Origin of the sequence: Streptomyces xanthophaeus, from assembly GCF_030440515.1 — a bacterium.
In the GTDB taxonomy this organism is placed as follows: Bacteria; Actinomycetota; Actinomycetes; order Streptomycetales; family Streptomycetaceae; genus Streptomyces; species Streptomyces kutzneri.
In genome coordinates this window covers 3,761,644-3,788,354 of the sequence record NZ_CP076543.1, presented here as the reverse complement: position 1 = coordinate 3,788,354, position 26,711 = coordinate 3,761,644, and the positions used below count along the sequence as shown (strand labels likewise).

Annotated in this window: 24 protein-coding genes and 1 pseudogene; 18 read left to right on the top strand and 7 right to left on the bottom strand. The window is 72.1% G+C overall.

Annotated features, from left to right (window positions below; genetic code table 11):
• Positions 1 to 72: 72 nt before the first annotated feature.
• Positions 73 to 1,050, top strand: a complete 978-nt coding sequence (locus KO717_RS16540; RefSeq protein ID WP_301368373.1) for an NAD-dependent epimerase/dehydratase family protein — start codon at positions 73 to 75, stop codon at positions 1,048 to 1,050.
• 37 nt (positions 1,051 to 1,087) lie between these two features.
• Here KO717_RS16540 and KO717_RS16535 read toward each other — a convergent pair whose 3' ends face one another.
• Positions 1,088 to 1,939, bottom strand: coding sequence for a hypothetical protein (locus KO717_RS16535; protein WP_301368371.1), 852 nt, complete (start codon positions 1,937 to 1,939; stop codon positions 1,088 to 1,090).
• Between the two features lie 26 nt (positions 1,940 to 1,965).
• A complete protein-coding gene (locus KO717_RS16530) occupies positions 1,966 to 3,576 on the bottom strand; it encodes an outer membrane protein assembly factor BamB family protein (protein WP_301368369.1) in 1,611 nt (536 codons plus the stop codon).
• Positions 3,577 to 3,718: 142 nt separating this feature from the next.
• Between KO717_RS16530 and KO717_RS16525 the strand changes: the two genes are divergently transcribed.
• The 4 genes from KO717_RS16525 (at position 3,719) to KO717_RS16510 (ending at position 7,563) form a co-directional block, all read left to right on the top strand.
• Positions 3,719 to 4,954 (top strand): serine hydrolase domain-containing protein, encoded by a 1,236-nt coding sequence (locus tag KO717_RS16525; protein ID WP_301368367.1) that lies wholly within the window; start codon positions 3,719 to 3,721, stop codon positions 4,952 to 4,954.
• A gap of 206 nt (positions 4,955 to 5,160) precedes the next feature.
• Positions 5,161 to 5,667 carry a GNAT family N-acetyltransferase gene (locus KO717_RS16520; protein ID WP_301368365.1) on the top strand — a complete coding sequence of 169 codons (507 nt, stop codon included), beginning with the start codon at positions 5,161 to 5,163 and terminating at the stop codon, positions 5,665 to 5,667.
• A gap of 112 nt (positions 5,668 to 5,779) precedes the next feature.
• Positions 5,780 to 6,256, top strand: a complete 477-nt coding sequence (locus tag KO717_RS16515; protein WP_301368363.1) for a SigE family RNA polymerase sigma factor — start codon at positions 5,780 to 5,782, stop codon at positions 6,254 to 6,256.
• Between the two features lie 56 nt (positions 6,257 to 6,312).
• Positions 6,313 to 7,563, top strand: coding sequence for a hypothetical protein (locus KO717_RS16510; protein WP_301368362.1), 1,251 nt, complete (start codon positions 6,313 to 6,315; stop codon positions 7,561 to 7,563).
• A gap of 17 nt (positions 7,564 to 7,580) precedes the next feature.
• Here KO717_RS16510 and KO717_RS16505 read toward each other — a convergent pair whose 3' ends face one another.
• On the bottom strand, positions 7,581 to 9,296 hold the full coding sequence (locus KO717_RS16505; protein WP_301368360.1) for a bifunctional 3'-5' exonuclease/DNA polymerase: 1,716 nt from the start codon (positions 9,294 to 9,296) through the stop codon (positions 7,581 to 7,583).
• A 118-nt stretch (positions 9,297 to 9,414) separates the two neighbouring features.
• On the bottom strand, positions 9,415 to 10,227 hold the full coding sequence (locus tag KO717_RS16500) for an NAD(P)H-binding protein (RefSeq protein WP_301368358.1): 813 nt from the start codon (positions 10,225 to 10,227) through the stop codon (positions 9,415 to 9,417).
• Positions 10,228 to 10,323: 96 nt separating this feature from the next.
• On the opposite strand from KO717_RS16500, the gene KO717_RS16495 reads away from it, so the two are divergent.
• The 3 genes from KO717_RS16495 (at position 10,324) to KO717_RS16485 (ending at position 12,315) form a co-directional block, all read left to right on the top strand.
• Positions 10,324 to 10,737 (top strand): winged helix-turn-helix transcriptional regulator, encoded by a 414-nt coding sequence (locus KO717_RS16495; RefSeq protein ID WP_301368357.1) that lies wholly within the window; start codon positions 10,324 to 10,326, stop codon positions 10,735 to 10,737.
• Positions 10,707 to 11,921, top strand: coding sequence for a DUF2786 domain-containing protein (locus KO717_RS16490; protein ID WP_437184519.1), 1,215 nt, complete (start codon positions 10,707 to 10,709; stop codon positions 11,919 to 11,921). The genes KO717_RS16495 and KO717_RS16490 overlap by 31 nt, the downstream gene beginning before the upstream one ends.
• Positions 11,922 to 12,069: 148 nt before the next feature.
• Complete coding sequence (locus KO717_RS16485; RefSeq protein ID WP_030726905.1) at positions 12,070 to 12,315, top strand: DUF397 domain-containing protein; 246 nt, start codon at positions 12,070 to 12,072, stop codon at positions 12,313 to 12,315.
• A 110-nt stretch (positions 12,316 to 12,425) separates the two neighbouring features.
• Here the strand turns inward: KO717_RS16485 and KO717_RS16480 are convergent, their stop codons facing one another.
• Positions 12,426 to 12,935 (bottom strand): ATP-binding protein, encoded by a 510-nt coding sequence (locus tag KO717_RS16480; protein ID WP_094744647.1) that lies wholly within the window; start codon positions 12,933 to 12,935, stop codon positions 12,426 to 12,428.
• Between the two features lie 341 nt (positions 12,936 to 13,276).
• On the opposite strand from KO717_RS16480, the gene KO717_RS16475 reads away from it, so the two are divergent.
• From KO717_RS16475 to KO717_RS16435, 9 genes and pseudogenes are all read left to right on the top strand, one after another.
• Entirely contained in the window at positions 13,277 to 14,155 is an 879-nt protein-coding gene (locus KO717_RS16475) for a helix-turn-helix domain-containing protein (protein ID WP_301368351.1), read from the top strand.
• Positions 14,156 to 14,244: 89 nt separating this feature from the next.
• The gene (locus KO717_RS16470) at positions 14,245 to 15,702 is read left to right on the top strand and encodes an aldehyde dehydrogenase family protein (protein WP_301368349.1); all 1,458 of its coding nucleotides are present in this window, start codon (positions 14,245 to 14,247) and stop codon (positions 15,700 to 15,702) included.
• A 61-nt stretch (positions 15,703 to 15,763) separates the two neighbouring features.
• Positions 15,764 to 17,842 (top strand): annotated as a pseudogene (gene mrdA / locus KO717_RS16465) (penicillin-binding protein 2); the annotation flags it as partial.
• A gap of 113 nt (positions 17,843 to 17,955) precedes the next feature.
• The gene (locus KO717_RS16460) at positions 17,956 to 18,468 is read left to right on the top strand and encodes a DinB family protein (protein ID WP_301368346.1); all 513 of its coding nucleotides are present in this window, start codon (positions 17,956 to 17,958) and stop codon (positions 18,466 to 18,468) included.
• Between the two features lie 24 nt (positions 18,469 to 18,492).
• Positions 18,493 to 19,122 carry a PadR family transcriptional regulator gene (locus KO717_RS16455; RefSeq protein ID WP_301368345.1) on the top strand — a complete coding sequence of 210 codons (630 nt, stop codon included), beginning with the start codon at positions 18,493 to 18,495 and terminating at the stop codon, positions 19,120 to 19,122.
• Positions 19,123 to 19,200: 78 nt separating this feature from the next.
• Positions 19,201 to 20,136 (top strand): ATP-binding cassette domain-containing protein, encoded by a 936-nt coding sequence (locus KO717_RS16450; RefSeq protein WP_301368344.1) that lies wholly within the window; start codon positions 19,201 to 19,203, stop codon positions 20,134 to 20,136.
• Positions 20,133 to 20,915, top strand: a complete 783-nt coding sequence (locus tag KO717_RS16445; RefSeq protein WP_301368343.1) for an ABC transporter permease — start codon at positions 20,133 to 20,135, stop codon at positions 20,913 to 20,915. The genes KO717_RS16450 and KO717_RS16445 overlap by 4 nt, the downstream gene beginning before the upstream one ends.
• 76 nt (positions 20,916 to 20,991) lie before the next feature.
• Positions 20,992 to 21,750, top strand: a complete 759-nt coding sequence (locus KO717_RS16440) for a MerR family transcriptional regulator (protein WP_301368341.1) — start codon at positions 20,992 to 20,994, stop codon at positions 21,748 to 21,750.
• Positions 21,751 to 21,869: 119 nt separating this feature from the next.
• Positions 21,870 to 22,577, top strand: coding sequence for a DedA family protein (locus tag KO717_RS16435; RefSeq protein WP_301368339.1), 708 nt, complete (start codon positions 21,870 to 21,872; stop codon positions 22,575 to 22,577).
• A gap of 150 nt (positions 22,578 to 22,727) precedes the next feature.
• Here KO717_RS16435 and KO717_RS16430 read toward each other — a convergent pair whose 3' ends face one another.
• The gene (locus KO717_RS16430; protein ID WP_301368337.1) at positions 22,728 to 24,368 is read right to left on the bottom strand and encodes a threonine/serine ThrE exporter family protein; all 1,641 of its coding nucleotides are present in this window, start codon (positions 24,366 to 24,368) and stop codon (positions 22,728 to 22,730) included.
• A 208-nt stretch (positions 24,369 to 24,576) separates the two neighbouring features.
• Positions 24,577 to 25,071 carry an inorganic diphosphatase gene (locus KO717_RS16425; protein WP_030756147.1) on the bottom strand — a complete coding sequence of 165 codons (495 nt, stop codon included), beginning with the start codon at positions 25,069 to 25,071 and terminating at the stop codon, positions 24,577 to 24,579.
• A gap of 133 nt (positions 25,072 to 25,204) precedes the next feature.
• On the opposite strand from KO717_RS16425, the gene dacB reads away from it, so the two are divergent.
• Entirely contained in the window at positions 25,205 to 26,683 is a 1,479-nt protein-coding gene (gene dacB / locus KO717_RS16420) for a D-alanyl-D-alanine carboxypeptidase/D-alanyl-D-alanine endopeptidase (protein WP_301368335.1), read from the top strand.
• Positions 26,684 to 26,711 lie beyond the last annotated feature (28 nt).

The window sequence follows — 26,711 nt, the reverse complement described above, 5'->3', positions numbered from 1 at the left end:
GGCCCGCACGGCCCCCGGCGGCGTTCGCGCGCTGTACGACACGACGGACGAGTTCCACGGAGAGGGACCAGGATGAGGCTGTTGCTGCTGGGCGGAACGGACTTCGCGGGGCGCGCCGTCGCCGAGGGCGCGGTCGCCCGCGGCTGGGACGTGACCGTCTTCCACCGGGGCGAGCACCCGGCCCCGCCCGGTGTGCGGGTCCGCCACGGCGACCGTACGCGCGAGGACGGTCTGGCCGCCCTCGCGACGGGGGAGTGGGACGCGGTCGTCGACACCTGGTCGGGCGCCCCGGCCGTGGTGCGCGACGCGGCCGTCCTGCTGGCCGGGCGCACCGGGCGCCACGCCTTCGTCTCCAGCCGCTCGGTGTACGCCTGGCCGGTGCCGGCGGGGCTGGACGAGTTCGGACCGCTGGCCGAGGGCGACCCGGACGCGGAGTCGACCGACTTCGCTGCCGACAAGCGGGGCGCGGAACTGGCCGTGCTGCGCGCGTTCGGCGAGGACCGCACCCTGCTGGTCCGGCCGGGCCTGATCCTGGGCCCGCGCGAGAACGCGGGCCGCCTGCCGTGGTGGCTGTCGCGCATCGCCCGGGGCGGCGAGATCGCGGCCCCCGGCCCCCGGGACACCCCGCTCCAGTACGTCGACGTGCGTGACCTGGCGACGTGGCTGCTGAACGCGCTGGAGTCCTCCCTGCACGGCCCCTACAACCTCGTCTCGCAGCCGGGCCACACCACCATCGGTGAGCTCCTGGACACCTGCGTACGTGTCACGGGCGCCGCCGCCGAACTGCGCTGGACCTCCCCCGAGGCGATCGCCGCCGCGGACCTCTCCCCGTGGACCGACCTCCCCGTCTGGGCGCCGCCCGGCACGGACTTCCACGCCGCGATCCACGCCGGAGACGTCTCCCGGGCCCATGCCACGGGTCTCGTCTGCCGCCCGGTCACCGAGACGGTCGCCGACACCTGGGCCTGGCAGCGATCGGTCCCGGAGGGGGCGCTGACCCTGGCGGACGGACTCGCCGAGGAGGCGGAGGCCCGGCTCCTGAAGGGCTGACACCCCCTGGTCCCGGAGGGCGGGCGGCCACGGGCGATCACGGTCCGGGGCCGGGGTCCTTCGGGTCGCCCGCCAGCCGGACCGTGCTCAGGATGCGCATGATCAGGGCGTCGTCGACGGCGCCCGGCACGCCCGTGCGGCCGTAGAAGTCCCAGGAGACGAGGTCGCCCCGGGAGTTCTTGAAGCCGAAGACGACCGCCTGGCCGTCGCCCGTGCAGCGGTTGGGCCGCTGGGCGCCCGAGGAGCGCGCCTTGACGTAACTCCCCCTGACCCCGGACCTGGTGGTGTACTCCACCGGCTTGTCCGCCGTGACCACGCTCTTGTCCGGCTGGGTGTAGGCGGCGTAGACCCAGGTGGGCGCCTCCTTCACGGCGATGTCGGCGGGGTCCTTGGCGCCCCCGGCGCCCTTGGTGCCGACGTTGCCGAGCCGGACGTCCGTGACCTGGCCGTCGCCGTTCGCGTCGATGCTGCACCACCGGGACTTGTAGAAGGCGGGGGCCGTGTGCCCGATGAGGACCTTCTCGGGGTCCTTGGTGTCCTCATAGCCGCTGAACACCTGGGGTTCGAGGACCTCCCACCCCGGCGGGACGTCGAACGCGGTGCCGTGCTCGGGGTTGATCACGGTCTTCCAGCCCGCGACGAGCGGCTTCGTCGGGTCCGCGGCGGACGCCGCCGCGGCCGCCGAGGCGCGGGCCCGGTTCTCGCGGACGCCGAGTACGACGCCGGTCGCCGCGGCGGCGACCGCCAAGGCGGTCAGGGCGCAGATCCCGGCGACGAGCCGTCCTCCGCTGATCCGGCGCCGGCCGCCGCCGGGCTCTTGCGGCGGCTCGATGGGCGGCGGCCGGTACGGGCCGCCGGGGTGACTCGGCTGTGGGTACGGGTTCTGCACGGTGCCCCTCCTGGTACCTGCCTGCCCTACTTGCCGAAGGACAGGATCGCGCGGCTCGCCTTGCGCGGCTCCGGGCTGTTGACCCGGCCGTTGAGCAGGAACAGCCGCCCGCCCGCCCACGCGATACGGACGCCGTGGGGGTAGAAGACGCCCTGGGCGCCGCGGGCCGCGGCCGGGCTCTGCAAGGCCGGCTGCGAGGCCCCGTCGGCCGCTGCGAGGGAGACGACCGCCCCCGCCTCGTCCTTGCCGGGGGTGATGTACGTGAGGACCCTGCCGTCCTCGACCGCCAGCGGCCACATGGTGCGCCCCTTGGGCTGCTCGGCGGTGCGCCACCGCTCCTTGCCGGTGTTCAGGTCGACGGCGACGACCTGGTCGGTGGCCTCGGTGTCGAGGGTGGTGCCGGGCTTGCCCGCGCCGATGTAGAGCGAGTCGGCGTCGGCCGCGGCGGCGTAGCACTCCTGGAAGCCGCTCGCGTTGCCGAACCCGTTGCACCGGCCGCTGACCCCGAAGGCCGGGGTGCTCTGTGAGCGGACCGTGCCGTCGGCGGCGAACGCCGTGAGGTTCCAGGTCTTCTTGTCCTTGTGGTGCGCGGCGATCACCAGCGGGTCGACGGAGAGCACCCGGCCGACCGTCCAGTCCGGGGCGTACTTGTAGCTCCACCGCGCGGCGCCGGTGGCCGGATCCAGCTCCTCGACCGTCTCCTGTCCGGATGCGCGGACGTCGTTCGGGTCGGGGCAGTGGCGGATGCCGATCAGCCGCGGGCCTCCGGCGAAGGCGGACGGATAGCAGCCGTTCGGGCTCGACGTGCCGAAGAGCTTGCGGCCGTCGGTGACCGAGAAGCCGCTCATGACGGCCGACCGGGCGACGACCACGGTGTCACCGCTGATCGCGGGCTCGAACTGCGACGTGGTGTCGAACTTGTTCTCCTGCGGCACCGGAATCTTCCAGCCCGCCTGCCCCGTGGCGAGGTCGATCTGCTGGAGGTGCGTGCAGCGCGAGCTCTCCGACGTGCTCTCCTTCACCCCCACGACGAGCTTGCCCTGCGCGGACGGGGCCGGCGGAACCCCGCACAGCGGGGTCTGGAGCGGGAGCTTCCACTTCTCCTGGCCGTCGGCCGCCGCGTAGCCGGTGAAACCGCCCGGGATCGCGCTGACCACGGTGTCGCCCACCCGCCAGGGGCCGTACTGCGAGACGCCCGAGCCGGCCACCTCGGCCTGGTTGTCGCGCATCCAGACCCGGGCCTCGCCCGCCCGGATGCCGGCGTTGGGGTCGTAGGTGTCGGGTCCCCCACCAGGGCCCTTGCCGTCGCCCTGGTCGACCGAGGGCGTGCCGGAGGGCCCGGCCAGGGGCTGCACGGGCCCGCCGCGGACCGTGAGGCGGTAGGCGCCGCCGCCGATGAGGAGCAGGGCGGCGAGCAGTGCCAGGGCGGCGCCGACCGCGGCCACGGGCCGGGACAGCCGCGGCCGGCCGCCGGATCGCGGGGCGGCCGGGGTGGTCGGGGCGGTCGGGGCGAACGGTGCGGGTGGTGCGGACGGTGGGAGCGGGGCGGGAGCTGCGAACGGGGCGGGCGGCGGGCCGAAGCCGGCGGGTCGCTGCTCGTCGGGTTCCGGCCGTGGGCCGGAGGTACGACCGGTCATGGGGGAAGTCTGGCCGATCCGGAGATATTTCTAGAATAGATTTTTGGACGAATTCGCCGCGAGCCCCTCCGGTCGCCCGCCCGTGCGCACAGGTCTAGCGTGGAGTGATGGTTCCTTGGCTCGCGGGGTGAGGAGGCCGGGTATGACGACACGCCGGCGCAGTGCCGCCGTGGCCGTGGCGGCGGCCGTCCTTGTGGCGGGGTCCGTGGGCACGGGGGCGGGTGCGGTGTACGCACGGGACGCGGCGGCGCCCGCGGCCCCCGTGCCGGCCGCGACGGTCCCGGCGCCGACCCCGCAACCCGCCTCGGACGGGTTCGCGCAGCTGACCCCCGCCGTCACCCGCCGGCTGGACGCCGCGATCAAGAACGTGCTGGCGGAGGCGAAGATCCCCGGCGTGATCGTGGCCGTGTCGGCCCCGGGCAAGGGTGACTACGTACGGTCCTTCGGTATCGCCGACAAGGCCACGGGCGCGCCCATGACCCCGAACCTGAACATGCGGATCGGCAGCGTGACGAAGACCTTCACCGTGACCGCCCTGCTGGAACTGGTCGACCAGGGGAAGGTCGGGCTGGACGACCCGATCGGCAAGTACATCGCCGGCGTGCCGAACGGCGACCGGATCACCCTGCGCGAGCTCGCCGGGATGCGCAGCGGCCTGTTCAACTACTCGGCGGACGAGGACTTCTACAAGGCGTTCACCAGCAATCCCGACCGGCCCTTCACCCCGCAGGAACTGCTCGCCTACTCCTTCAGGCACCCGGTGCTCTTCGAGCCGAACGCGAAGTTCTACTACTGCAACACCAACCTGATCCTGCTCGGGCTGGTGGTGGAGAAGGTCAGCGGCGTCCCCCTCGACCGGTTCATCGACCGGGAGGTCGTGGTGCCCGCCGGGCTGAAGCACACGGTGTTCCCCACGGGCCCGGAGTTCCCCAGTCCGCACGCGCACGGCTACACGAACCAGACGGCCTCCGGGAAGGTCGAGGACGCCACCGACTGGAACCCCTCCTGGGGCTGGGCGGCCGGCGCGATGATCTCCGACCTCCCCGACATGCGCAGCTGGGCGAAGACCCTGGCGACCGGGACCCTGCTGACCCCCGCCACCCAGGCCCAGCGCCTCGACGTGGTCGACGCGCTCCCGGGCACGGGCTACGGCCTCGGCATCTTCAACGTCCAGGGCTGGATCGGGCACAACGGCTCACTGCCGGGCTACGGATCGCTGGTCCTCTACCTGCCGGAATCGAAGGCCACGCTGGTCGTGCTGGTCAACACGGACATCGGGTACCAGGGCCAGGAGCCCAGCACCCTGTTCGGCGAGGCGATCACCAAGATCGTGACCCCCGGCCGGATCTACACGCTCCCCGCCCAGCCGGCGTCCTGAGCGGGCCCGGCCGGCCCTGAATCTGCACGGCGGCCCCCGGGACTTCGGTCCCAGGGGCCGCCGTCGTCGTGAGTGCGGCCCGTCCTTCGCCACGGCCGACTCCCGCCGTAGCGTAGGGAGTCGAGGGTGCCGGGGGCCGCGGACGGCCCGGCACCCTCCACCCACCACGGTCCGCGCCGCGCGAAACACCCCTGAGGGAGACGCACATGAATGGTCAGGCAGCACAGAAGGACGGCCGGTCCCCGGCGGAGGACCCCGCTTCCGCGGTCTCGGTCCGCGCGGCGGGCGAGGCGGACGTCGACGCGGCGGCCGTGCTGTTCCGCGGCTACCTCGACTTCTACGAGGTGGACATCGAGGACCCGGACGCCCCGCGGGCCTTCCTGGCGGAGCGGATCGCCAAGGACGAATCGCTGGTGCTGCTCGCCGATGTCCCGGACGCCGGCACGGTCGGCTTCGCGCAGGTCTACCGCGGGTTCTCCTCCCTCTCCCTGCGGACCGCCTGGGTCCTCAACGACCTCTACGTCGCCCCGGCCGGCCGCCGCACCGGGGCCGGCCGCGCGCTGCTGCGCGAAGTGCTGCGCCGGGCCCGCGAGGCCGGGGTCTCCGGTGTGCAGCTGGAGACCGCGTACGACAACACCGTCGCGCAGGGGCTGTACGAGGCGGAGGGCTTCGTCCGTGAGGAGTTCCACGTGTACTTCCACGACCTGGGCTGACCGGCCTGCTCCAGGAGCAACGGCGCGAACGGCGGCGGGGGATGAGCGGGGGATGAAACGTTCTCCGCCGCCCCCGCGTCACAGGGGTGGGACGGACGCGAGGGAGGAGCACATGCACCAGGGGCGCAGGGACGGGTTCCGTGAGTTCGCCGCGGACCGCTCGGGCCCCCTGTACCGGTCGGCATGTCTGCTCGTGGGCGGGGACACCCGCCTCGCGGAGGACCTGGTGCGGGAGACCCTGGGGCGGATGTACCAGCGGTGGGGCCGGATCTCCCGGATCGACGATCCGGCGGCCTACGCCCAGACGGTGCTGGTACGGGTCTTCCTCACGCACCGGCGCCGCCGGCCGGCGGGGGAGCGGCCCGCCGGGGATCCGGCGCTGCGGCCGGCGCTGCTGGAGGCGCTGGGGCGGCTGGAGCCCAAGGACCGGGCGGTGCTGGTGCTGCGCTACTGGGAGGACCGCAGCGTCGAGGAGACCGCCGACGCGATGAACGCCTCCCCGGCCGCGGTCCGTACCCGGACCTCGCAGGCGCTCGACCGGCTGCGGGAGCAGCTGGGAGGCAGCCTCACCGCCTTCGTCGACCGATGACCCTCACCTCCCCCCCCCAGCTCACCTCCCCCGGCAAACGGAAGGCTTGGTTCCCCATGTCCATCGAAGACGAACTCGCCGAAGCCCTCCGGCGCACGGGGGAGGGCTTCACGGCCGACCCCGAGGCCCTCGCGGACGCGGGCGAGGAGCGCGGCCGGCGACGGGTGGCGCGCCGCCGGGCCGTTGCCGGCGGATCCGTGCTGGCCCTCGCCCTGATCGCCACGGCGGGGGCCTACTCCGGCGGCCTGTTCGGCGGCTCCGGGGACGAGGCCGCGGCCCATGTCGCGGCGCCGAGAGCGACCCCGCCGGCCGACGGGCGCCGGACCGGCACCGGCGCGGTCACCGCCGACCAGATGATCGGCAACCTGAAGTCGCTCCTGCCGGCCGGCCGGTTCACCGATCCCCAGGCACGGGGCACGCAGGACGAGCTGGGACCGAGGGTCGGCGTCGTGTACGACGACGGGAAGGGCCCGGCGGCCATCTCCCTCAGCTTCCAGCGGGTGGACCCGTTCGGCAGCCAGACCCGTGCGCAGACCGAGTGCGAGGACAAGAACCTGCACACCTACGACGACTGCCGGACCGAGCAGCTGCCGGACGGCTCCAGGCTGCTGCTCCACCAGGGGTACGAGTACCCGGACCGCCGGGCGGACACCAAGGTCTGGCGGGCCGTGCTCGTGACCGTGCAGGGCTTCCTGGTCGACGCGTCCGAGTGGAACGCCGCGGCCGACAAGGGTGCCCCCGTCTCGCGCACCGACCCGCCGCTGAGCGTCGCGCAGTTGAAGAGCCTGGTCACCTCGGCCACCTGGCACGCGGCCCTGAACGCCCTGCCCGCGGCCGACCCCGAGCCGGCGCCCGAGCCGGAGTCGATCGCCCTGCGGGACCGCAAGGCCGTGGACGCCCTGGAGCACCTGATGGCTCAGTTCGGGATCACCGTCCCGATCGTCTCCAAGGGCGGGCAGGGGACGTACGGCTACGTCGTGCTCGACGACGGCAAGGGCAAGTCCCTGGTCCAGATCAACGTCCAGCCGCACGCGAACGCCCCCGGCTTCACCGGGAATCCGGCCGTCACCACGGAGTCCGACGGCACGAAGGTGAAGGTCACGGCGGGGCCCGGGGAGAAGAACAAGAGCGTGACCCAGTGGAAGGTGGACACCCTGCGCAAGGACGGGCTGCGCGTGCTGGTCACCGCCTTCAGCACGGCGGACCAGAACGGTCCGGCCACCCGCCCCTCACCCGCGCTGACGATGGCGCAGCTGCGGCAGATCGCGCTCGCCCCGGACTGGAACCCGGGAGCGCCCGCCCACTGACCGGCAGGCGATCCCCCTCACTTGGCGTCCGCGTAGCACTCCACGACCGCCGTCGTGAACGGGAACCGGACCGGGGTGTCGCCGAAGGTGATCCGGCCGGCCCGTTCGCCGGCGCTCCGGATCGCCTCCACGACCGCCTCGGCCTCCTCGGCCGGGCAGTGCACGATCACCTCGTCGTGCTGGAAGAACACCAGCTCGGCGCGCATGCCGGCGGTCGCCTGCCGCAGGGCCGCGAGCAGCAGCAGCGCCCAGTCGGCCGCGCTGCCCTGGACGACGAAGTTACGGGTGAACCGGCCGCGGGCCCGGGTGTTGCTGGAGGCGTAGCTCGGGGTCCAGCCGTCGTCCCGGTCCTGCGGGGTCCCGGCCCCGCCCTCCCCGTACCCCTCGCCGGGGTCGACGCCGCCGTCACCGGCCTCGTCCCCCTCGCCGGAACCGGCGGGCGGCGGGCAGGTGCGGCCCAGCCAGGTCCGTACGAGCCGGCCCTCCTCCCCGGCCTTCGCCGCGTCGTCCACGTACGCGACGGCCCGGGGGAAGCGGCGGCGGAGCGCGGCCAGGTTCTTCAGGCCGTCCCCGGAGGTCTGGCCGTAGACGGCGCCGAGCACGGCGATCTTGGCCTTGTCCCGGTCGCCCGAGAAGCCCTGGCGGGAGACGGCGGTGTAGAGGTCCGAGGCCTCCCCGGCGACCTCCATGAAGGCGGGGTCGCGGGAGATCGCGGCGAGGACGCGCGGCTCCATCTGGTCGGCGTCGGCGACGACGAGCCGCCAGCCGGGGTCGGCGACCACGGCCCGGCGGATCACCTTGGGGATCTGCAGGGCCCCGCCGCCGTTGGTGACCCAGCGGCCGGTGAGGGTGCCGCCGGGGATGAACTCCGGGCGGAAGCGGCCGTCGCGGACCCAGTCCGCGAGCCAGGCCCAGCCGTGGGCGGTGTAGATCCGGTACAGCTTCTTGTACTCGATCAACGGCTCGACGGCGGGATGGTCCAGCTCCTGGATCTCCCAGCGGCGGGTGGACCTCAGCTTGATCCCGGCCCCGGCGAAGGCCTTGATCACGTCGGCGGGCAGATCGGGGCGCACGCGTCTGCCGAAGGCGTCGGACACGCGGTCGGCCAGCTCCGCGAGGCGCCGGGGCTCCCCGCCGCCCGCATACCGCTCGCCGAGCAGCTCGGTCAGCAGGGCGCGGTGCACGTCGGCCCGCCAGGGCAGGCCCACGCGGTTCATCTCGGCGGCGACGAGGAAAGCCGCCGACTCGGCGGCGGTGAGCAGCCGCATCCGGTCGGGGTGGGCGGTGGCGTCGAGCCGCCTGGCCTGGTCGGCGTGGACGGCGAGCAGGGCGTCCAGGGGGACCGGGGTGGGCTGCGGGTCGAAGAGGGAATCCTGGGCGCGGGGTTCGGCGGCGCGCGGGCGCGGATCGGGCGGTACGGGGGCGCCGGTGAGCCGGGCCCAGGCGGCGGCCGCCGAGCGCGGCTCGCCGAAGCGGCCCTCGTGGCCGAGGAGCAGCAGCTCGGCGTCCTCGATGTCGTGGCACCGCTCGACGCGCACGCCCGCGGCGAGCAGCCGGGGGTACACGCCCGCGGTGGACCGCCAGACCCACCGCGTGCCCGGCGGGGCGGCGCGCACCGCTTCGGCCGGGTCGCGCACGCGCATCCGCACTCCGTCGGCGGGGGGTACGGGCGCGGCGTGCCACCACCCGTCGCCGTCCTCGGCGAGGGCCCACCGGGGAGTGCGGTCGCTCATGGGTGCGAGTGTCCCACCGGGGTCTGACAGTGGCCGTGCGGCGGGCCGTGCGGCGTGCCGGGCGGGTGCGGGCGGGTGCGGCGCCGTTGCGGGGGCGCTGTCCCCGGACCCCCGCGCCTCAGATGCCGGCGGGGCCGGGATGAGCCGCGTACACCTCCAGGGCCGCGCGTGGCGGGCGGCCGAGGAGGCGGGGCAGGGTCCCGTCGTCCGGGGTGTCGAGGAAGCCCGAGGCGACGGCCGAGTACGTCGCCACCAGCATCGGGGGCTGGAAGGGAGCGGCGTCGGGGCCCGACAGGGCGGTGCGGGCCGCGGCCAGGGAGCCCGGGGCGTAGCGGGCGCCCACCGCCGCGGCGAGTTCCGCCCCGCCCAGCGGGCGGTCCCCGACCAGCTCGTAGACCTGCCCGGCGTGCGCGTCGGGGGCCAGAGCCACCCGGACCGCCACTTCCGCCAGGTCCTCCCGAGCGACCGCGGCCAGCCGGCCCCCGCCCAGCGGGGCGGTGATCACCCCGTCGGGCCCCGGCGCGGCGAGTGCGGCCAGCAGTTCGGCGTACAGCCCGTTGCGCAGCACCGTCCAGGCGGCCGCGGAGGCGCGCAGACGGCGTTCGGTCCAGCGGTGCGCCAGCGCGTACGGCAGGTGGTCGCCCGCCCCGGTGAGGCTGGTGTAGACGATGTGCCGCACCCCGTCCCGCTCGGCGGCGGAGACGGCGGCCTCGTGCCGCGCGATGACCTGGTCGTCCTCGCCGTAGCCGGCCGAGATGAGCAGCAGGGTGTCCACCCCGGCGAAGTCGAGGGAGTCCGGGTCGTCGAAGTCCATCCGGACCTGACCGGGGCCGTCCGGGGCGCGCGTGCCGAACCGCACGTCCGGCCGGTCCATCAGCCGGCGTGCGATCAGTGAGCCGAGTCCGCCGGAGGTGCCGGTGATCAAAAGCATGGGGAGTCCTTCGTGGTCGCGCAGCTCGGCCTGATTGGCTGGAGAAGCAGGGACATCGTGTGCCGACGGGCGCACGGCGCGTAAGGAGGCACTTCCATGTCAGTAGGGCACACCGGGGTAACCAGCCCCGAGCCCCTGCCCGAGCCGCTGTTGAGCTGCGACGACGACTGCGGCATCCGCGACGTCCTCGACCGGCTCGGCGACAAGTGGTCCGTCCTCGTCGTGGTGGAACTCGGCGCCGGCATGCGCCGGTTCAAGGAGCTCCAGCGCGCGGTCGACGGCATTTCGCAGCGGATGCTCACCCTCACCGTCCGCCGTCTGGAGCGCGACGGCCTGGTCACCCGGACCGTGCACGCCACCGTGCCGCCCCAGGTCGAGTACGAGCTGACCGGCCTCGGCCGCAGCCTGACCGGACTGGTCAAGGGCCTCGCGGACTGGTCGCTGGCGCACCGCCCGCAGATCGAGGCCGCCCGCCGGGAATGGGACGCGAAGGCGGACATGCCAAGCTGAGAGGTGTGAGAGACCTTGCCGAGACCGTCGACCGAGCCTTCGCCGCCGCCCTCTACGCCCAGGACGACGCCGGGCTGGACACCGGCGCGTCGCTGCTCGTCGCGGACCAGGGGGGCTGGCCCGCGGTCGGGCGCGAGCTGCTGGCGCGCGGGGAGGCGTACGTGCGCCAGGGCTGGGAGCGGGGCTGGCAGCCGGCCGACGTGCTGCGGCTGGTCCGCCGGGACCTCGACGAGCGGCACCTGCGGATCACCGGGGACCTGATCGCCGCCGAGGCGCGCCGCTACGCCCGGCTCCCGGCGCGCTGGGGTGCCGCCGAGGTGTGGTGGGCGGGCGACGAGGAGTACGCCGACCGGCTCGCGCAGCGGGAACGTGCGGACCGCTTCACGCTGGCCACCGCCTTCCTGGAGGTGCTGCGGCTGCTGATCCGGCTGCCCTCGGTCGAACCGGTGGGTCCGCTGCCCGGCGACCCGGCCGACGCGCTGGCCGAGCACGCCCACATCGAGCCGCGCATGCTGGGCCGGATCCGGGCCCTGCTCGCCAAGGCCGAGGCGACGACCTTCCCGGAGGAGGCGGAGGCGCTCAGCGCCAAGGCCCAGGAGCTGATGGCGCGGCACACCGTGGACGAGGCGCTGCTGGCGGCGAGCGGCAAGGGCCCGGCCCAGGTGCCCGGCGCCTGCCGGATCGGTGTCGAGCCGCCGTACGAGGAGGCGAAGGCGGTCCTGCTCGACGCGGTGGCCGGCGCCAACCGCTGCCGGGCGGTGTGGAACAGCGGCTTCGAGTTCTCCACGGTGGTCGGCTTCGAGAGCGACCTGGAGGCGGTGGAGCTGCTCTACACCTCGCTGCTCGTGCAGGGCACGGCGGCGATGACCCGCGCGGAGGCCGCGCAGCGCTCCGGCGGGCGCAAGCGGACGAAGACCTTCAGGCAGTCCTTCCTGCTCGCCTACGCGAGCCGGCTCGGCCACCGGCTCGCCGAGACCGCCGAGCACACGGCGGCGGAGGCCCCCGACAACCTGCCGGCCCTGGTGGCCCGCGACGTGGCGGTCACCTCGCGGGCGGAGGAGATGTTCCCCCGGACCACCACGACCCGGTTGCGCGGCGCCACCGACCACGCGGGCTGGGAGCACGGCACGGCCGCGGCCGACCGCGCCCACATGGGCGGCAGGCAGAAGCCGCTGCCCCGCTAGCTGTTCCTTTAGATGTTCCTTACTCCTGAGTACGGACCTGTCTGTGATCAACGGACCACCCCGCGTGCACGTGCATCTGCCCATGCAGCGGCTCGTGAACACAGCTATGATCCGGAGGAGTTGACATCTGCACTATCGGGGGCTTCCTGTGGACCACGCGTACAACGGGATGGCAGCTGCAGAACTCGCTACCTTGTTTGAGCTGACGTGGCAGAAGAGCAGACACAGCAACTCGCAGGGTTCCTGCGTGGAGTTCGCACGGCTGCCGGGAGGCGATGTCGCCATGCGCAATTCACGCTTTCCCGACGGACCGGCGCTCGTCTACACGCCGGCCGAGATCGAGGCTCTGCTTCTGGGCGTCAAGGACGGCGAGTTCGATCACCTGATCAGCTGACGGAACAGCGCACTCATCACGCCATGCACGTGCACTGGCCGGGACTGATCGCAATGATCAATCCCGGCCAGTTGTCCTGTGTTCGCCCCTGATCGGCGGCCGTCGGCGGTTCAGTCCTGGAGCAGGAAGAGCGCCCAGACCACCTTGCCGGTCAGCCGGCCCGCGAGCGGGTGCCAGCCCCAGCTGTCGCTGTACGAGTCCACCAGGAACAGCCCGCGCCCGGACTCCAGGTCGAAGTTCTCCTCCGTGCGCTCCGGCGAGAACGCCCCTCCGGGCCGGTCCTCGCTGGGGTCCCGCACCGCGCACACCAGCCGCGTGCTCCACCGCATCAGGTGCAGCCGTACCGGAGGCTCCGGCTCGGCGTCCGCGCCCCGCGCGTCCTCGGGCAGGGCATGGCGCAGCGCGTTGGTGACGAGCTCGGAGACCACCAGGGCCACATCGTCGAAGCGGTCGTCGAGGCCCCACTGGGACAGGGTCGAACGACAGAAGGAACGGGCTCCGCGCACCGCCTCGTAACGGGCGGGCAGAGCGCAGGAGGCGGACCCGGAGACAGCCGTGGGGTCGACCGGGGGCAGCCCCTGCCGTAACGGCTCGAGCATGGTCGATCCATTCGTCCCCATGCGAGGCACTCCCGGGATTCGCGGGCGGAGCGGTCATCTCCGTCCAGAAAGAACTGCGGGGTGGGTCCGGCGCCGGCGCGAACAGCACGCAGGTGCGCGGGGACCATCGTTCCGAATGCCGGAGCCGGATGCAAGGGCAGATGCACGTGCACGCGCCGGACCTGTCCACTCCCGTGACGGTTCTGACTCATTTCTTCCTACGCATACTTACGGACTTCTTTTCCCGGAGACAGGATTCCGTTACAGAACGAGTACGGGCCGATGCGTTTTGGTGGCAGACTGCGGCCCCTGGGGTACGGGGGCCCCGAGACGCTCGCGCACACCACGCGCACGCCAATGCGATGGGGAGGGCAGTACTAGTGACCGCAGAAGCAAGCGGTTCTGTGGTGCGCCGCATCCTCCTGGGCTCCCAGCTCAGGCGACTCCGAGAATCCCGCGGCATCACCCGTGAGGCGGCCGGCTACTCGATCCGCGCATCCGAATCGAAGATCAGCCGCTTGGAGTTGGGAAGGGTGAGCTTCAAGGCCAGGGACGTCGAGGATCTCCTCACGCTCTACGGAGTCACGGACAGCACGGAGCGCGAGTCGCTGCTCGGACTGGTCCGGGAGGCCAACGCGACCGGCTGGTGGCACAGTTACGGCGACGTGCTGCCCGGGTGGTTCCAGACGTACATCGGCCTGGAGGGCGCCGCCTCGCTCATCCGGATCTACGAAGTCCAGTTCGTCCACGGACTGTTGCAGACCGAGGCGTACGCGCACGCCGTCGTCAGCCGCGGCATGCCCGGCGCCACCTCCGCCGAGATCGACCGCCGCGTCGCCCTGCGCCTGGAGCGCCAGAAGGTCCTCGTCTCCGAGAACGCCCCCGTCTTCCACGCCGTCCTCGACGAGGCCGCGCTGCGCCGCCCGTACGGCGACCGCGAGGTCATGCGCGGTCAGCTCGAGCACCTCATCGAGGTCTCCCAGCGGCCCAACGTGCAGCTGCAGGTGATGCCCTTCTCCTTCGGCGGCCACGCGGGCGAGAGCGGAGCCTTCACCCTGCTGCGCTTCCCCGAGTCGGACCTCCAGGACATCGTCTATCTGGAACAGCTCACCAGTGCCCTCTACCTGGACAAGGGCGAGGAAGTGGGGCAGTACGAGCGGGCGATGGAACGGCTCCAGGCGGACTGCCCCGATGTCGAACGGACCCGGGATCTTCTCCGCGGCCTGCTCCAACTGTCTTGATTCGCACGTAGTATGACGTCTGATCAGTGCATGATGACCGATCGGTCTCCGGTGCAGCGCACGGGTGCGCGCTCGCAGTAAGGGATGGCATGTCCATATTCAGCGACCTGGCTCACCAGTACATCGACGGCGAATGGCTGGCCGGTACCGGTTCGTGGGACATCATCGACGTCAACCCCTTCAACGGGGAGAAGCTCGCGGCCATCACGGTGGCCACCGTCGAGCAGGTGGACCAGGCCTACCGCGGCGCCGAACGCGCCCAGCGCGAGTGGGCCGCCACCAGCCCCTACATCAGACGCGCCGTCCTGGAGCGCGCCCTGCGGATCACCGAGGAGCGCGAGAAGGAGATCGTCGAGGCGATGATCGACGAGCTCGGCGGGACGCGTCCCAAGGCCGAGTACGAGGTCCACCTCGCGATGGAGTTCATCCGCGAGTCCCTCCAGCTCGCCGTCCGGCCCGAGGGGCGGATCCTGCCCTCCCCGGTCGAGGGCAAGGAGAACCGGATCCAGCGGCTCCCCGTGGGCGTCGTCACGGTGATCAGCCCCTTCAACTTCCCCTTCCTGGTGACCCTGAAGTCGGTCGCCCCGGCCCTGGCGCTGGGCAACGCGGTCGTCATCAAGCCCAACCAGAACGCCCCGGTCGTGGGCGGCGGCCTGATCGCCAAGATCTTCGAGGACGCCGGGCTGCCGGCCGGCCTGCTGAACGTCCTGGTCACCGACATCGCCGAGATAGGCGACGCGCTCCTGACCCACCCCGTCCCCAAGGTCATCTCGTTCGCGGGATCGGACCGGGTCGGCCGGCACGTCGGGGCGATCGCCGCCCGCCACTTCAAGCGCACGGTCCTGGAGCTCAGCGGGAACAGCGCGCTCGTCGTGCTCGACGACGCCGACCTCGACTACGCGGTGGACGCGGCCGTCTTCAGCCGCTTCGTCTACCAGGGCCAGGTCTGCATGGCCGCCAACCGGATCCTCGTCGACGCCTCCGTCGCCGAGGAGTTCACCGAGAAGTTCACCGCACGCGTGCGCGGGCTCAAGACGGGCGACCCGCACGAGGCCGACACCCACATCGGCCCCCTGATCAACTCCTTCCAGGCCGACGCCCTGACCGCGCTCGTGGACCAGGCCGTGGAATCCGGCGCGCAGGCGCTCGTACGCGGGTCTACGCGCGGCAACCTGGTCGAACCCACGGTGCTCGCCGGGATCCCCGAGGACTCCCCGCTGCTGAGCCAGGAGATCTTCGGCCCGGTGGCCCTGCTGGTGGTCTTCGACGGCGAGGACGAGGCCGTACGGCTGACCAACGCGACCCCCTACGGGCTCAGCGGCGCCGTGCACACCCGGGACGTGGAGCGGGGCGTCCGCTTCGCCCAGCGGATCGAGACGGGCATGATCCACGTCAACGACTCCACGATCGGGGACGAGCCGCTGGCCGCCTTCGGCGGAGAGAAGGCCTCGGGTCTGGGCCGGCTGAACGGCGAGGCCACGATCGAGGCCTTCACCACGCAGAAGTGGATCTCCGTACAGCACGGCCGGACGACCTTCCCGTTCTAGGTCACCCCCGCCATCCCCCTAGACTCGGCCGGGCGTAGGCAGCCGCCCGGGGGAGAACGAGTTGAGCAACATACCGGAGACCGGCCGGACCCCTCGGGTCCAGAACCGGCTCGTCGTCATCCAGATCGTGGTCTTCTCGCTGTTGCTCACGCTGGGCGGACGCCTCTGGTACCTCCAGATCCGCAACGGCTCGGAGTACACGGACGAGGCGAAGAACAACCACGTCCAGCAGGTGGTCCAGCCCGCCGTGCGCGGTTCGATCCTGGACTCGCGCGGGATCCCGCTCGCCGACAACGCGACCCACCTCGTGGTCTCCGCCAGCCGCACCGAGCTGCTGACCATGAAGGACAAGGGCAGGTCCGTGCTGACCCGGCTCGCCGGGGTGCTGGGCATGGACGCCCAGGAGGTCATCGACAAGGTCCGGCTCTGCGACGCCAAGACCAAGCAGCCCTGCTGGAACGGCTCCCCCTACCAGCCGATCCCGGTCAGCGACGAGGCCACCACCGAGCAGGCCCTGCAGATCCGCGAGCACCCCGAGGACTTCCCGGGCATCACCGCCGAGGCGACCGCCCTGCGCCGTTACGCGGCCCCGGACCAGGCCAACACCTCCCAGGTGCTGGGCTACCTCTCCCCGGTCACCGACGAGGAGATCGCCAAGGCGAAGAAGTCGGACTCGCCGTACCTGCGTTCCGACCAGGTCGGCCGCTCCGGCCTGGAGCGCACGTACGACAAGGAGCTGCGCGGCAAGGCCGGCATCACCCGCTACGAGGTGGACAACCTCGGCCGGGTCCTCGGCCAGGGCGAGACCGACCCGGCGAGGCCCGGCTCGAACATCGTGACCTCGATCGACTCCCGGGTGCAGGCGGTCGCCGAGCGCGAGCTGAACAACGCGATGACCGAGGCCCGCAAGGTCCGGGACAAGAACACCGGCCGCAACTACGAGGCCGACTCCGGCGCCGTCGTGGTGATGGAGACCAAGACCGGCCGGGTCGTGGCGATGGCCTCGAACCCGACCTACGACCCCAACGCCTGGGTGGGCGGCATCTCCGCCAAGGACTACGCCTCCCTCACCGACAAGGAGTCCAACTACCCGCTGCTGAACCGGGCGATCCAGGGGCAGGCGGCGCCGGGCTCCATCTTCAAGGTGGTCACCTCGACGGCCGCGGTCAACGCCGGGTACCCGTTCAACAACCGCTACCCCTGCCCCAGCTCGTACTCGGTCGGCAGCCAGACCTTCACGAACTTCGAGTCGCAGGGCCACGGTGACATCACCATCGGCCGGGCGCTGGAGGTCTCCTGCGACACCGTCTACTACGCCCTCGCGGACCAGGAGTGGAAGAAGGACGGCGGCATCAAGCCGAAGAAGGACCCGAAGGACTGGTTCCTCAAGACCGCCCACGAGTTCGGGCTGGGCAAGCGCACCGGCATCGACCTGCCGAACGAGGTCCCCGGCCGGGTCCCCGACCGGAAGTGGAAGCAGGACTTCTTCGACGCGAACAAGGACGCCTGGTGCCGCGACGGCAAGAAGAACGGCTCCTTCGCCGAGAAGATCGCCTACGAGAACTGCCGCCAGGGCAACCAGATGCGCGAGGGTGACGCCATCAACTACTCGATCGGGCAGGGCGACACGCTCGTCACCCCGATCCAGATGGCCTCCGTCTACGCGGCCATCGCCAACGGCGGCACGCTCCACCAGCCCAGCATCGGCAAGGCGATCGTCAGCGCCGACGGGAAGGCGGTCCAGGAGCTCGCGCCGAAGGAGGCGGGCAAGCTGCCGATGGACGCGAAGACCCGCGACAACATCGACGAGGCCCTCGCGGGCGTCGCCACCAACGGCAGCGCGGCCTGGCGCTTCGGCGGCTGGCCGCAGAAGCAGATCCCGATGCACGCCAAGACGGGTACGGCCGAGGTCCAGGGCAAGCAGACGACCTCCTGGTTCGCCTCGTACACCGAGGACTACGCGATCGTCATGACGATCTCCCAGGGCGGCACCGGCTCGGGTGCCTCGGGACCGGCGGTCCGCAACATCTACGAGGCGATGTACGGGCTCGACCCGACGGGCAAGCAGGACCTCTCCAAGGCCCTGCTCCCGCAGCCCGCCACCGCGCTGCCGGCGATCCGCCCCGACGGGGAGATCGAAGGCAACTGAACGACCAATGAGGACAGGATCTGACCTCAATGCTCCGTAGCGTGTGTCCTGTCGGAGGGAGAAGCCCCCCGGCAGGACACACCTCACGCATAAGGCGGTCGGTCATGGCTCAGATTTCCACCGAAGTCCTCGGCGACGAGCGCGGCACTCTCCTCGCCTTCGTCGACGCCCAGCGCACCGCGATCCGCGAATCGCTCCTCGGGCTCAGCGAGGAGCAGGCCGCCAGCCGCCCCAGCGTCAGCGAGCTCACCCTGTCCGGGCTGCTCAAGCACGTGGCCGAGGTCGAGCTGAACTGGCTGCGCCTGGCCCAGCAGGCGCCGAACGAGCGGCAGCGCACCCAGGAGACCTGGGGCGAGGCCTTCCGCCTGGTCGACGGTGAGTCGATCCCGTCGGTGCTCGCCTTCTGGGACGAGGTCGCGGAGCAGACGACGGCCTTCATCGCCGCCGTCCCGAGCCTGGACGAGACCTTCCCGCTGCCGCCGGCGCCCTGGTTCCCCAAGGACGCCAAGGTCTCGATGCGCTGGATGCTCCTGCACCTGGTGGAGGAGTTCGCCCGGCACGCGGGCCACGCGGACATCGTCCGCGAATCCCTCGACGGCACCAAGGCGATGGGCTAGAGGGCGGGGGCTTAGCCTGGCCCCATGTCAGCGATCCGGCTTCTTGTCCTCGGTGCGGTCCGCCAGCACGGGCGGGCCCACGGGTACCAGGTACGCAACGACCTGGAGTACTGGGGCGCCCACGAGTGGTCGAACACCAAGCCCGGATCGATCTACCACGCGCTCAAGCAGATGGCGAAGCAGGGCGTCCTGCACGCGCACGAGGTGGCACCGAGCGCGGCGGGCGGGCCGCCGCGCACCGAGTACGAGGTGACGGACGCCGGCCGCGAGGAGTACTTCCGGCTGCTGCGCGAGGCCCTCGCGGCGTACGACCAGAAGACGGACGTGCTGTCGGCGGCGATCGGCTTCATGGTCGATCTGCCGCGGGCGGAGGTGCTCGCGCTGCTCCGGGAGCGGATGGCCGAGCTGGCGCTCTGGCGGTCGTCGGTGACGGACTACTACACGCCGGAGGGCGGCCCGGAGTCGCTGGGCCACATCGGCGAGATCATGCACAGGTGGGTCCACTCCGCGGATGCCGAGGCGGAGTGGACGCGGGGGCTCGTCGCCCGGATCGAGGGCGGCGCGTACTCCTTCGCCGGTGAGGGCGGCGATCCGTTCGTGGGGGTCCTCGCGGACGGCCAGGAGAATCCGTACGCCACGCACCAGGATGCGTAATCAAGTTTGACTAGCCGAGAGGCGGGCATTACTTTGGGCGCGCCCAGCTACTCAAATTTGATTACTGGAGGAGCGGTTTTGGCGATCTTCGTCGAAGGTGTCCACAAGCGGTACGGCGGCAAGCCCGCGCTGGCCGGGCTCGACCTGGAGGTGAAGCCCGGGACGGTGCACGCCGTCCTCGGCCCCAACGGAGCCGGAAAGACCACGGCGGTGCGCGTCATGAGCACCCTGCTGCGGCACGACGAGGGCGTGGTCCGGGTCGCCGGCCACGACGTACGCACCCAGGCGCCGGCCGTCCGCGCCCGGATCGGGCTGCTCGGCCAGCACGCGGCGCTCGACGAGGAACTGGCCGGCCGGCAGAACCTGGAGATGTTCGGCCGCCTCCACCACCTCGGCGCACGGCGGGCCGGGCTGCGGGCCGGCGAACTGCTGGAACGCTTCGGCCTCGCGGACACCGGCCGCAAGCCGGTGAAGCAGTACAGCGGTGGCATGCGGCGCCGGCTCGACCTCGCGGCGTCCCTGATCACCGAGCCGGAGGTGCTCTTCCTCGACGAGCCGACCACCGGGCTCGACCCGCGCGGCCGCACCGAGGTGTGGAGCGCGGTCCGCTCCCTGGTGGGCGGCGGCACCACCGTCCTGCTGACCACGCAGTACCTGGAGGAGGCCGACCAGCTGGCCGACCGCATCACGCTGATCGACGCGGGGCGGGTGGCGGCCGAGGGCACGGCCGACGAGCTGAAGTCCCTCGTCGGGCCCGACCGGATCGTCGTCGTCCTGCGCGACGCGGCACGGCTCGCCGAGGCGGCGCGGCTGCTGCCCGACCCGGCCGTGGACCCGGACTCCCTGACCCTGAGCTTCCCGGTGGAGGACCGGATGGCGGGCCTGGCCCTGACCCTGCGCGCGCTGGAGGGGGCGGGCATCGAGGCACGGGACCTCGCGGTCCGCCGCCCCACGCTCGACGAGGTCTTCCTGCACCTGACCGACCGCACGGACGCCACGGAGGTGGCCGCATGAGCACGCCCTGGGTGGTCGTGGACTCCTGGACGATGACCCGGCGCGAGCTCGCGCACTGGGGGCGCAGGCCCGTCCAGATGGTCGTCGGACTGGTCTTCCCCGTGATGCTGCTGCTGATGTTCGGCTTCCTGATCGGCGGCGGGCGCGGGATCGGCGGCGATTACGTGGAGTTCCTGGTGCCCGGGATGCTCGCGCTGACCATGGCCTTCGGGCTGGAGGCGACCATGACCGCCGTCACCCAGGACCTGGGCAAGGGGGTGATCGACCGGTTCCGCGCCACGCCCATGTCCTCCGCGGCGGTGCTCGTCGGCCGCAGCGCGGCGGACATGCTCCAGTCGGCGGTGGGCCTGGCCGTCCTCGCGGGCGTCGGCCTGCTGCTGGGCTGGCGCTGGCACGGTTCCCCCGCGGCCGCCCTGCTCGCCTTCGCGCTGCTCCTTCTGCTGCGCTTCGCGATGCTGTGGATCGGCATCTTCCTGGGCATGGTCGCGGGCCGTCCGGAGCTGGTGCAGGCGGTGCAGATCCTGGTGTGGCCGGTGGGCTTCCTCTCCAACGCCTTCGCGACACCGGAGTCGATGCCGGGCTGGCTGGGGACGGTGGTGGAATGGAATCCGATGTCCGCGACGGCGACCGCGGTCCGCGACCTGTTCGGCAACCCGGCCGCGGCCGGGCAGTCGTGGGCCGCCGACCACGCGGCGCTGCTCGCCGTCGGCTGGCCGGTCCTGCTGCTGGCGGTCTTCTTCCCGCTGGCGGTGGCCCGCTTCCGGGACCTGGGCAGATAGCTCCCGCAGCGGGCTTGCACCTCACGTCGCGTGAGGGACCACAGTGAAGGGCGTACCCAACCTGAGGAGGGAAGAGATGGGCCACTCAGTGGGCCAGGTCGCCGGTTTCGCCGGAGTCACGGTGCGCACCCTGCACCACTACGACGAGATCGGTCTGCTCTCCCCGAGCGGCCGCAGCCACGCGGGACACCGGCGGTACGACGACGCCGACCTGGACCGGCTGCAGCGGATCCTGTTCTACCGGGAGCTCGGCTTCCCCCTCGACGAGGTCGCGGTCCTGCTGGACGACCCGGAATCGGATCCTCAGGAGCATCTGCGCCGGCAGCATGCCCTGCTGACCGACCGGATCGCCCGGCTCCAGCAGATGGCCAAGGCCGTTGAGCACGCCATGGAGGCGAAGAAGATGGGCATCAACCTCACGCCCGAGGAGAAGTTCGAGGTCTTCGGGGACCAGGACCCCGAGCAGTATGCGCAGGAGGTCGAGGAGCGCTGGGGCGACACCGAGGCGTACACCGAGTCGCAGCGCCGGGCGGCCTCGTACACCAAGGACGACTGGCAGCGGATCCAGGACGAGTCCGCCGACTGGGGCCGCCGGTACGTGGCGGCCATGGAGGCGGGCGAATCCGCCGACGGCGAGCGCGCGATGGACCTGGCCGAGGAGCACCGCCTGCACATCCACAAGTGGTTCTACGACTGCTCGTACGAGATGCACACCTGCCTCGGTGAGATGTACGTGGCGGACGAGCGGTTCACGGCGTTCTACGACGCGATGAAGCCGGGTCTCGCCGAGCACCTGCGGGACGCGATCCTCGCGAACGGCGTGCGCAAGCTGTAAGCGGAATGTCACGCAAGCGACCCCCTCCCGGGCCTGGAACCGGGTGGGGGTCGTGTGCGTTGATAATTGAAAACCGCCCGTCCCGCTGCACCCCCCTGATCCAGGAGAGCCCGGAACCCGTGTATACGCTTGCGCTCGGCCCTGAGTGGCTGTCCCCGGACTATCTGATCTCGCATTTCGGTCTGATCGGCATCCTGGTCATCGTCTTCGCCGAGTCGGGGCTCTTCGCGTTTCTCCCGGGTGACTCCCTGCTGTTCACGGCGGGTCTGCTGGTCGCGGACGGGCAGTACATCAAGCAGCCGCTGTGGCTGGTCTGCACCCTGATCGTGGCCGCCGCGATCATCGGTGACCAGGTCGGCTACATGATCGGCAAGTTCTTCGGTCCGAAGCTCTTCAACCGGCCGAAGTCCAAGCTCTTCAAGCGGGAGAACCTGGACAAGGCGCACGAATTCATGGACAAGCACGGCCCCAAGGCCATCGTGCTCGCCCGCTTCGTGCCGATCATCCGCACCTTCGCCCCGATGGTCGCGGGCGCCGGCACGATGAAGTACCGCACCTTCCTGACCTACAACGTCATCGGCGGCATCGGCTGGGGTGCGGGCGTCACGATCGCCGGCTACTGGCTCGGGCAGATCGAGTTCATCAAGACGAACGTCGAGCCGATCCTGGTGGGCATCGTCCTGATCTCGGTCATCCCGGTGATCTTCGAGGTGCTGAAGGCCCGCAAGGAGGGCAAGGCGAACGCCGGCGCGGAGACGGCCGAGGCCGTGGCCGACGGCTCCGCCCCGCAGGCCCCGGGTGCGCGCGGCCGCCACGCCAAGCGCTGAGACCCCGCCCGCAGCACCCCCTGCACGCCCGTACGCCCCGGAGGCCCGTGAGAGGCCCCGGGGCGTACGTGTGCCCGCGCGAGGCCGCGTACGGGGCGTGCGGAGCCCCGGTGGCCCTGGCGGCGCCGGTGGCCCCAGTGGCCCCAGCGCTCAGAAGCCGCGGGTCCGCTTCGCCGCGCGGCGCTTGGCGGCGCTCGTGGCCCCCGGGATGCGCATGAACAGCCGCGAGGCCTCCGACCCGAGGTTGACCCCGATCGCGATGGCCAGCGCGATGGCCGCGGCGTTCACCAGCGAGCCCAGGCCCTCGTTCAGCCGGTTCTCGGCGATCAGCAGCAGCCCGTAGTACACCGCCGAGCCGGGCAGCAGCGGGCCGATCGCGGCCGTCACGTACGGCAGGGCGGAGGCGAAGCGGTAGCGGGAGAAGAGCTGCCCGAAGAGGCCCACGAGCCCGGCCGCGATGGCCGTGGACGGGACGGGCGGGATGTTCCCCGCGTAGTGCAGGGCCCCGAACGTGACCCAGGCGACCGCGCCGTTCAGCGTCACGATCCACACGGTGGAGCGTTCCTGCTGGAGCAGGATCGCAAAGGTGAACACCAGCACCATCGAGGCGGCGATCTGGATCAGCGGCCGCTGCTGGATCTGGAGGACCTCCTCCGGCCGCGGCGAGGCGTCGAACTGCAGCCCCATGTAGAGCACCACCAGCACGCCCATGATGATGCCGATGAAGAGGTACATGACCTCCAGCAGCCGGGCCGACGCGGTGATGTAGTAGCCGGTCAGGCCGTCCTGCACGGCCGCGACCACGGCCCGTCCCGGCAGCAGCGCGAACAGCCCGCCGGTGATCACGGCCGAGGCCTTGACGTCGATCCCCGTCATGTTGAGCGCGACCCCGAGGGCGGCCGGCGGCATCGCGGCGACCACGAACTGGTAGAACTCGGGCAGCCCCCGCCCGGCGCACAGCCAGGCCAGGCGGTCGCCGAGGACCGCGCCGATCGCGGCGGCGAAGAAGACGAGGACCCCGCCGCCGACGAGCGTGGAGGCGGCCCCGGCGAGCAGTCCGGCGGAGGCCGTGAGCATCCAGCCGGGGTAGGGGTGCCGGTTGCGGCGGATCTCGGCGAGGCGCCGGTAGGCCTCCTCCAGCGTCACGTCGATCTCGTGGGCGCTGATGTCGTCCACGAGCCGGAACACGGCCGCGAGCCGGTTGTAGTCGGTGCCGCGGCGGCGCACGGTCCGGCTGGCCGAGACCGGGTCGCCCACCAGCGAGGGATGGTGGGTGATCGACAGCATGGTGAAGGTGACGGTCGGCTCGCAGCGGTCCAGCCCGTAGGAGCGGGCCACCGCGAACATCGCGGCCTCCACGTCCTCGGCGCCCTCACCGCCCGCGAGCAGCAGCTCGCCGATGCGCAGGGTCAGGTCGAGCACGCGGCCCACGGCGGGTCCGGTCTCGCTGTGACGCTGCACGAGCTCCGGTACGGGGCGTACGTCGACCGGCATGCGCAGCATCGTGCGCATGCGGTCCTGCCAGGGCGATTCCTTCATCTGCGCGACGGGGAAGCCCTGGCCGGGGGTGTAGGCGGGCGGGGACTGCGCGGCCCGGTAGGTGGCCGGGGCGGCGAAGGCCGACCCCTCGGGCTCGGGCTCCACCGGATCGGCGCCCGCCGGACGGGCGAATTCCGAGGTGGGCTGGTCCTCGTCGGGAACGCCCGGCTCCATGCCGGGCGGCGGCGTGAAGGCGCTGTGCGCCTCGTCGGACTGGGGCTTCCTGTCCTCGGCCCCGTCGGCCTCCGCCACGCGTCCTCCAGTCCGTGATCACCCGGGGTATCAGTATGCGGAATCGTTTCCTCCCGCCGCACACCCAGCTTCTACCCGGTACGCGCCCGGCCGCGCCCGCCACAGCGGCCCGCGAACGCGACGGCGGGCGGCATCCCAGAGGGATACCGCCCGCCATGTCACAGGGGGCACGGGGCAGCGCCCCGGCCCGTTACCGCCGAGCGCGAGCTCAGTGGTGGCCGCCCTGCGCCTCCAGGCGCTTGAACGAGGCCTCGATCTCGGCCTCGGCCTCGGTGCGGCCGACCCAGTTCGCGCCCTCGACGGACTTGCCCGGCTCCAGGTCCTTGTAGACCTCGAAGAAGTGCTGGATCTCCAGGCGGTCGAACTCGGACACGTGGTGGATGTCGCGCAGGTGCTCGACACGCGGGTCGGAGGCCGGCACGCACAGCAGCTTGGCGTCGCCGCCCGCCTCGTCCGTCATGTTGAACATGCCGATGGCGCGGCACTTGATCAGGCAGCCCGGGAAGGTCGGCTCGTCAAGGATGACCAGCGCGTCCAGCGGGTCGCCGTCCTCGCCCAGGGTGTTCTCGACGAAGCCGTAGTCGGCCGGGTAGCTGGTCGAGGTGAAGAGGCGACGGTCCAGACGGATCCGGCCGGTCTCGTGGTCCACCTCGTACTTGTTCCGCGAACCCTTGGGGATCTCGATGGTGACGTCGAACTCCACGTCCTGCTCCTCCATGATCAGCTGCATTGCTTCGGGACTGCGTCGATTCGTCTGCGTGCGCGTCCGGCCCAGCCCTGCCGGGTGGGGTGCCATGCTCGCGGCAAGACGCAGTGGTTAAGTGTCCCTCACGCATATGTGTGATCGCGAAAGGGGCTGGTCCGAGGTGCCATTGGTCAAGACCTGGCAGCTCATCGCAGGGTCGGCCGTCGCCGGCCTCGCCCTGTCGGTGGCAGCGGTGACCGCGGCCGGTCCTTGGGACTCCGGCCAGCGTAAGGCCGAGCGGGACACGGCCGCCTCCTGGGACCGTACGGGTGGCACAGATCACGGTGGAGGGCCCCGTTCCGACGCCCTGCCCGAGGCCGCGCCCAGCGCCCCCGGAGTGCTCGGCGCCATCGGCCCCGGCGCCCCGCGCGCGCAGAGCGCCCCCGCCGCGCCCGCCTCCGCCGGGGGCCTGGCCGCCGCGCTGAAGCCGCTGCTCGCGGATCCCGCGCTCGGCAGCCTGCGGACCGCGTCCGTCGTCGACACCGCCACCGGGCAGGTCCTCTACGAGTCCGGAGCCCGGGACGCGATGACCCCGGCCTCCACCGTCAAGATCGCCACCGCCGCGGCCGTGCTGGCCGCCCTCGGGCCCGAGCACCGGATCAGGACCACCGTCACGCCCGGCGAGGCCCCCGGACAGATCGTCCTGGCCGGCGGCGGCGACCCCTCGCTCACCGCGAAGAAGAAGAGCCCCGCCGGATCCGGCGGCAGCCTCGTCGCCCTCGCCGCCGACACCGCACAGGCCCTCAAGGCCGCCGGCACCGACACCGTGACCCTGGGATACGACGACAGCCTCTACACCGGCCCCGCCCGCCACCCGATCGGCGCCAACCCCAACATCGCTCCCGTGACCGCCCTGACGGCCGACGAGGGCCGCCCCGACGACTCCACCTCCGGGCCCGTGGACCGGTCCGACGACCCCTCCGAGGACGCCGCCCGGGCCTTCCGCACCCTGCTGGCCGAACGCGGCATCAAGGTCACCGGCGAACCCGCGAAGGCCAAGGCCGCCGCCGGCGTCCAGCCGCTGGCCGTCACCCTCTCCACCCCGGTCGCCGGCCTCGTCGAGCGGATGCTGACCAACAGCGACAACGACATCGCCGAAGCCCTCGCCCGGCAGACCGCCCTCGCCTCCGGCCGCCCCGCGAGCTTCGAGGGTGCCGAGAAGGCCGTCACGGACCGGCTCACCGCCCTCGGCATCGACACCGCCGGCTCCCGCTTCGCCGACGGCAGCGGACTGAACCGCGCCGACAAGGTCAGCGCCGGCCTCCTCACCGGGCTCCTCACCAAGGCCGCCGACCCCCAGCGCCCCGAGCTGCGGCCCGTCCTCACCGGACTGCCCGTCGCCGGATTCACCGGAACCCTGAAGGCCCGCAACTCCGGCAGCTCCCCGGCCGCCGGCCTGCTCCGCGCCAAGACCGGAACCCTGTCCGGGGTCAACTCCCTCTCCGGGACGGTCGTCGACTCCTCCGGCCGGCTCCTCGCCTTCGCCTTCCTGACGGCGAACACCCCGGGCCCCGAGGGCGCCGAGAAGGCCCTCGACAAGCTGGCCGCCGCCGTCGCGACCGCTTCGTAGGGGGTCCGCAGAAGGGCCGGTCCACGTA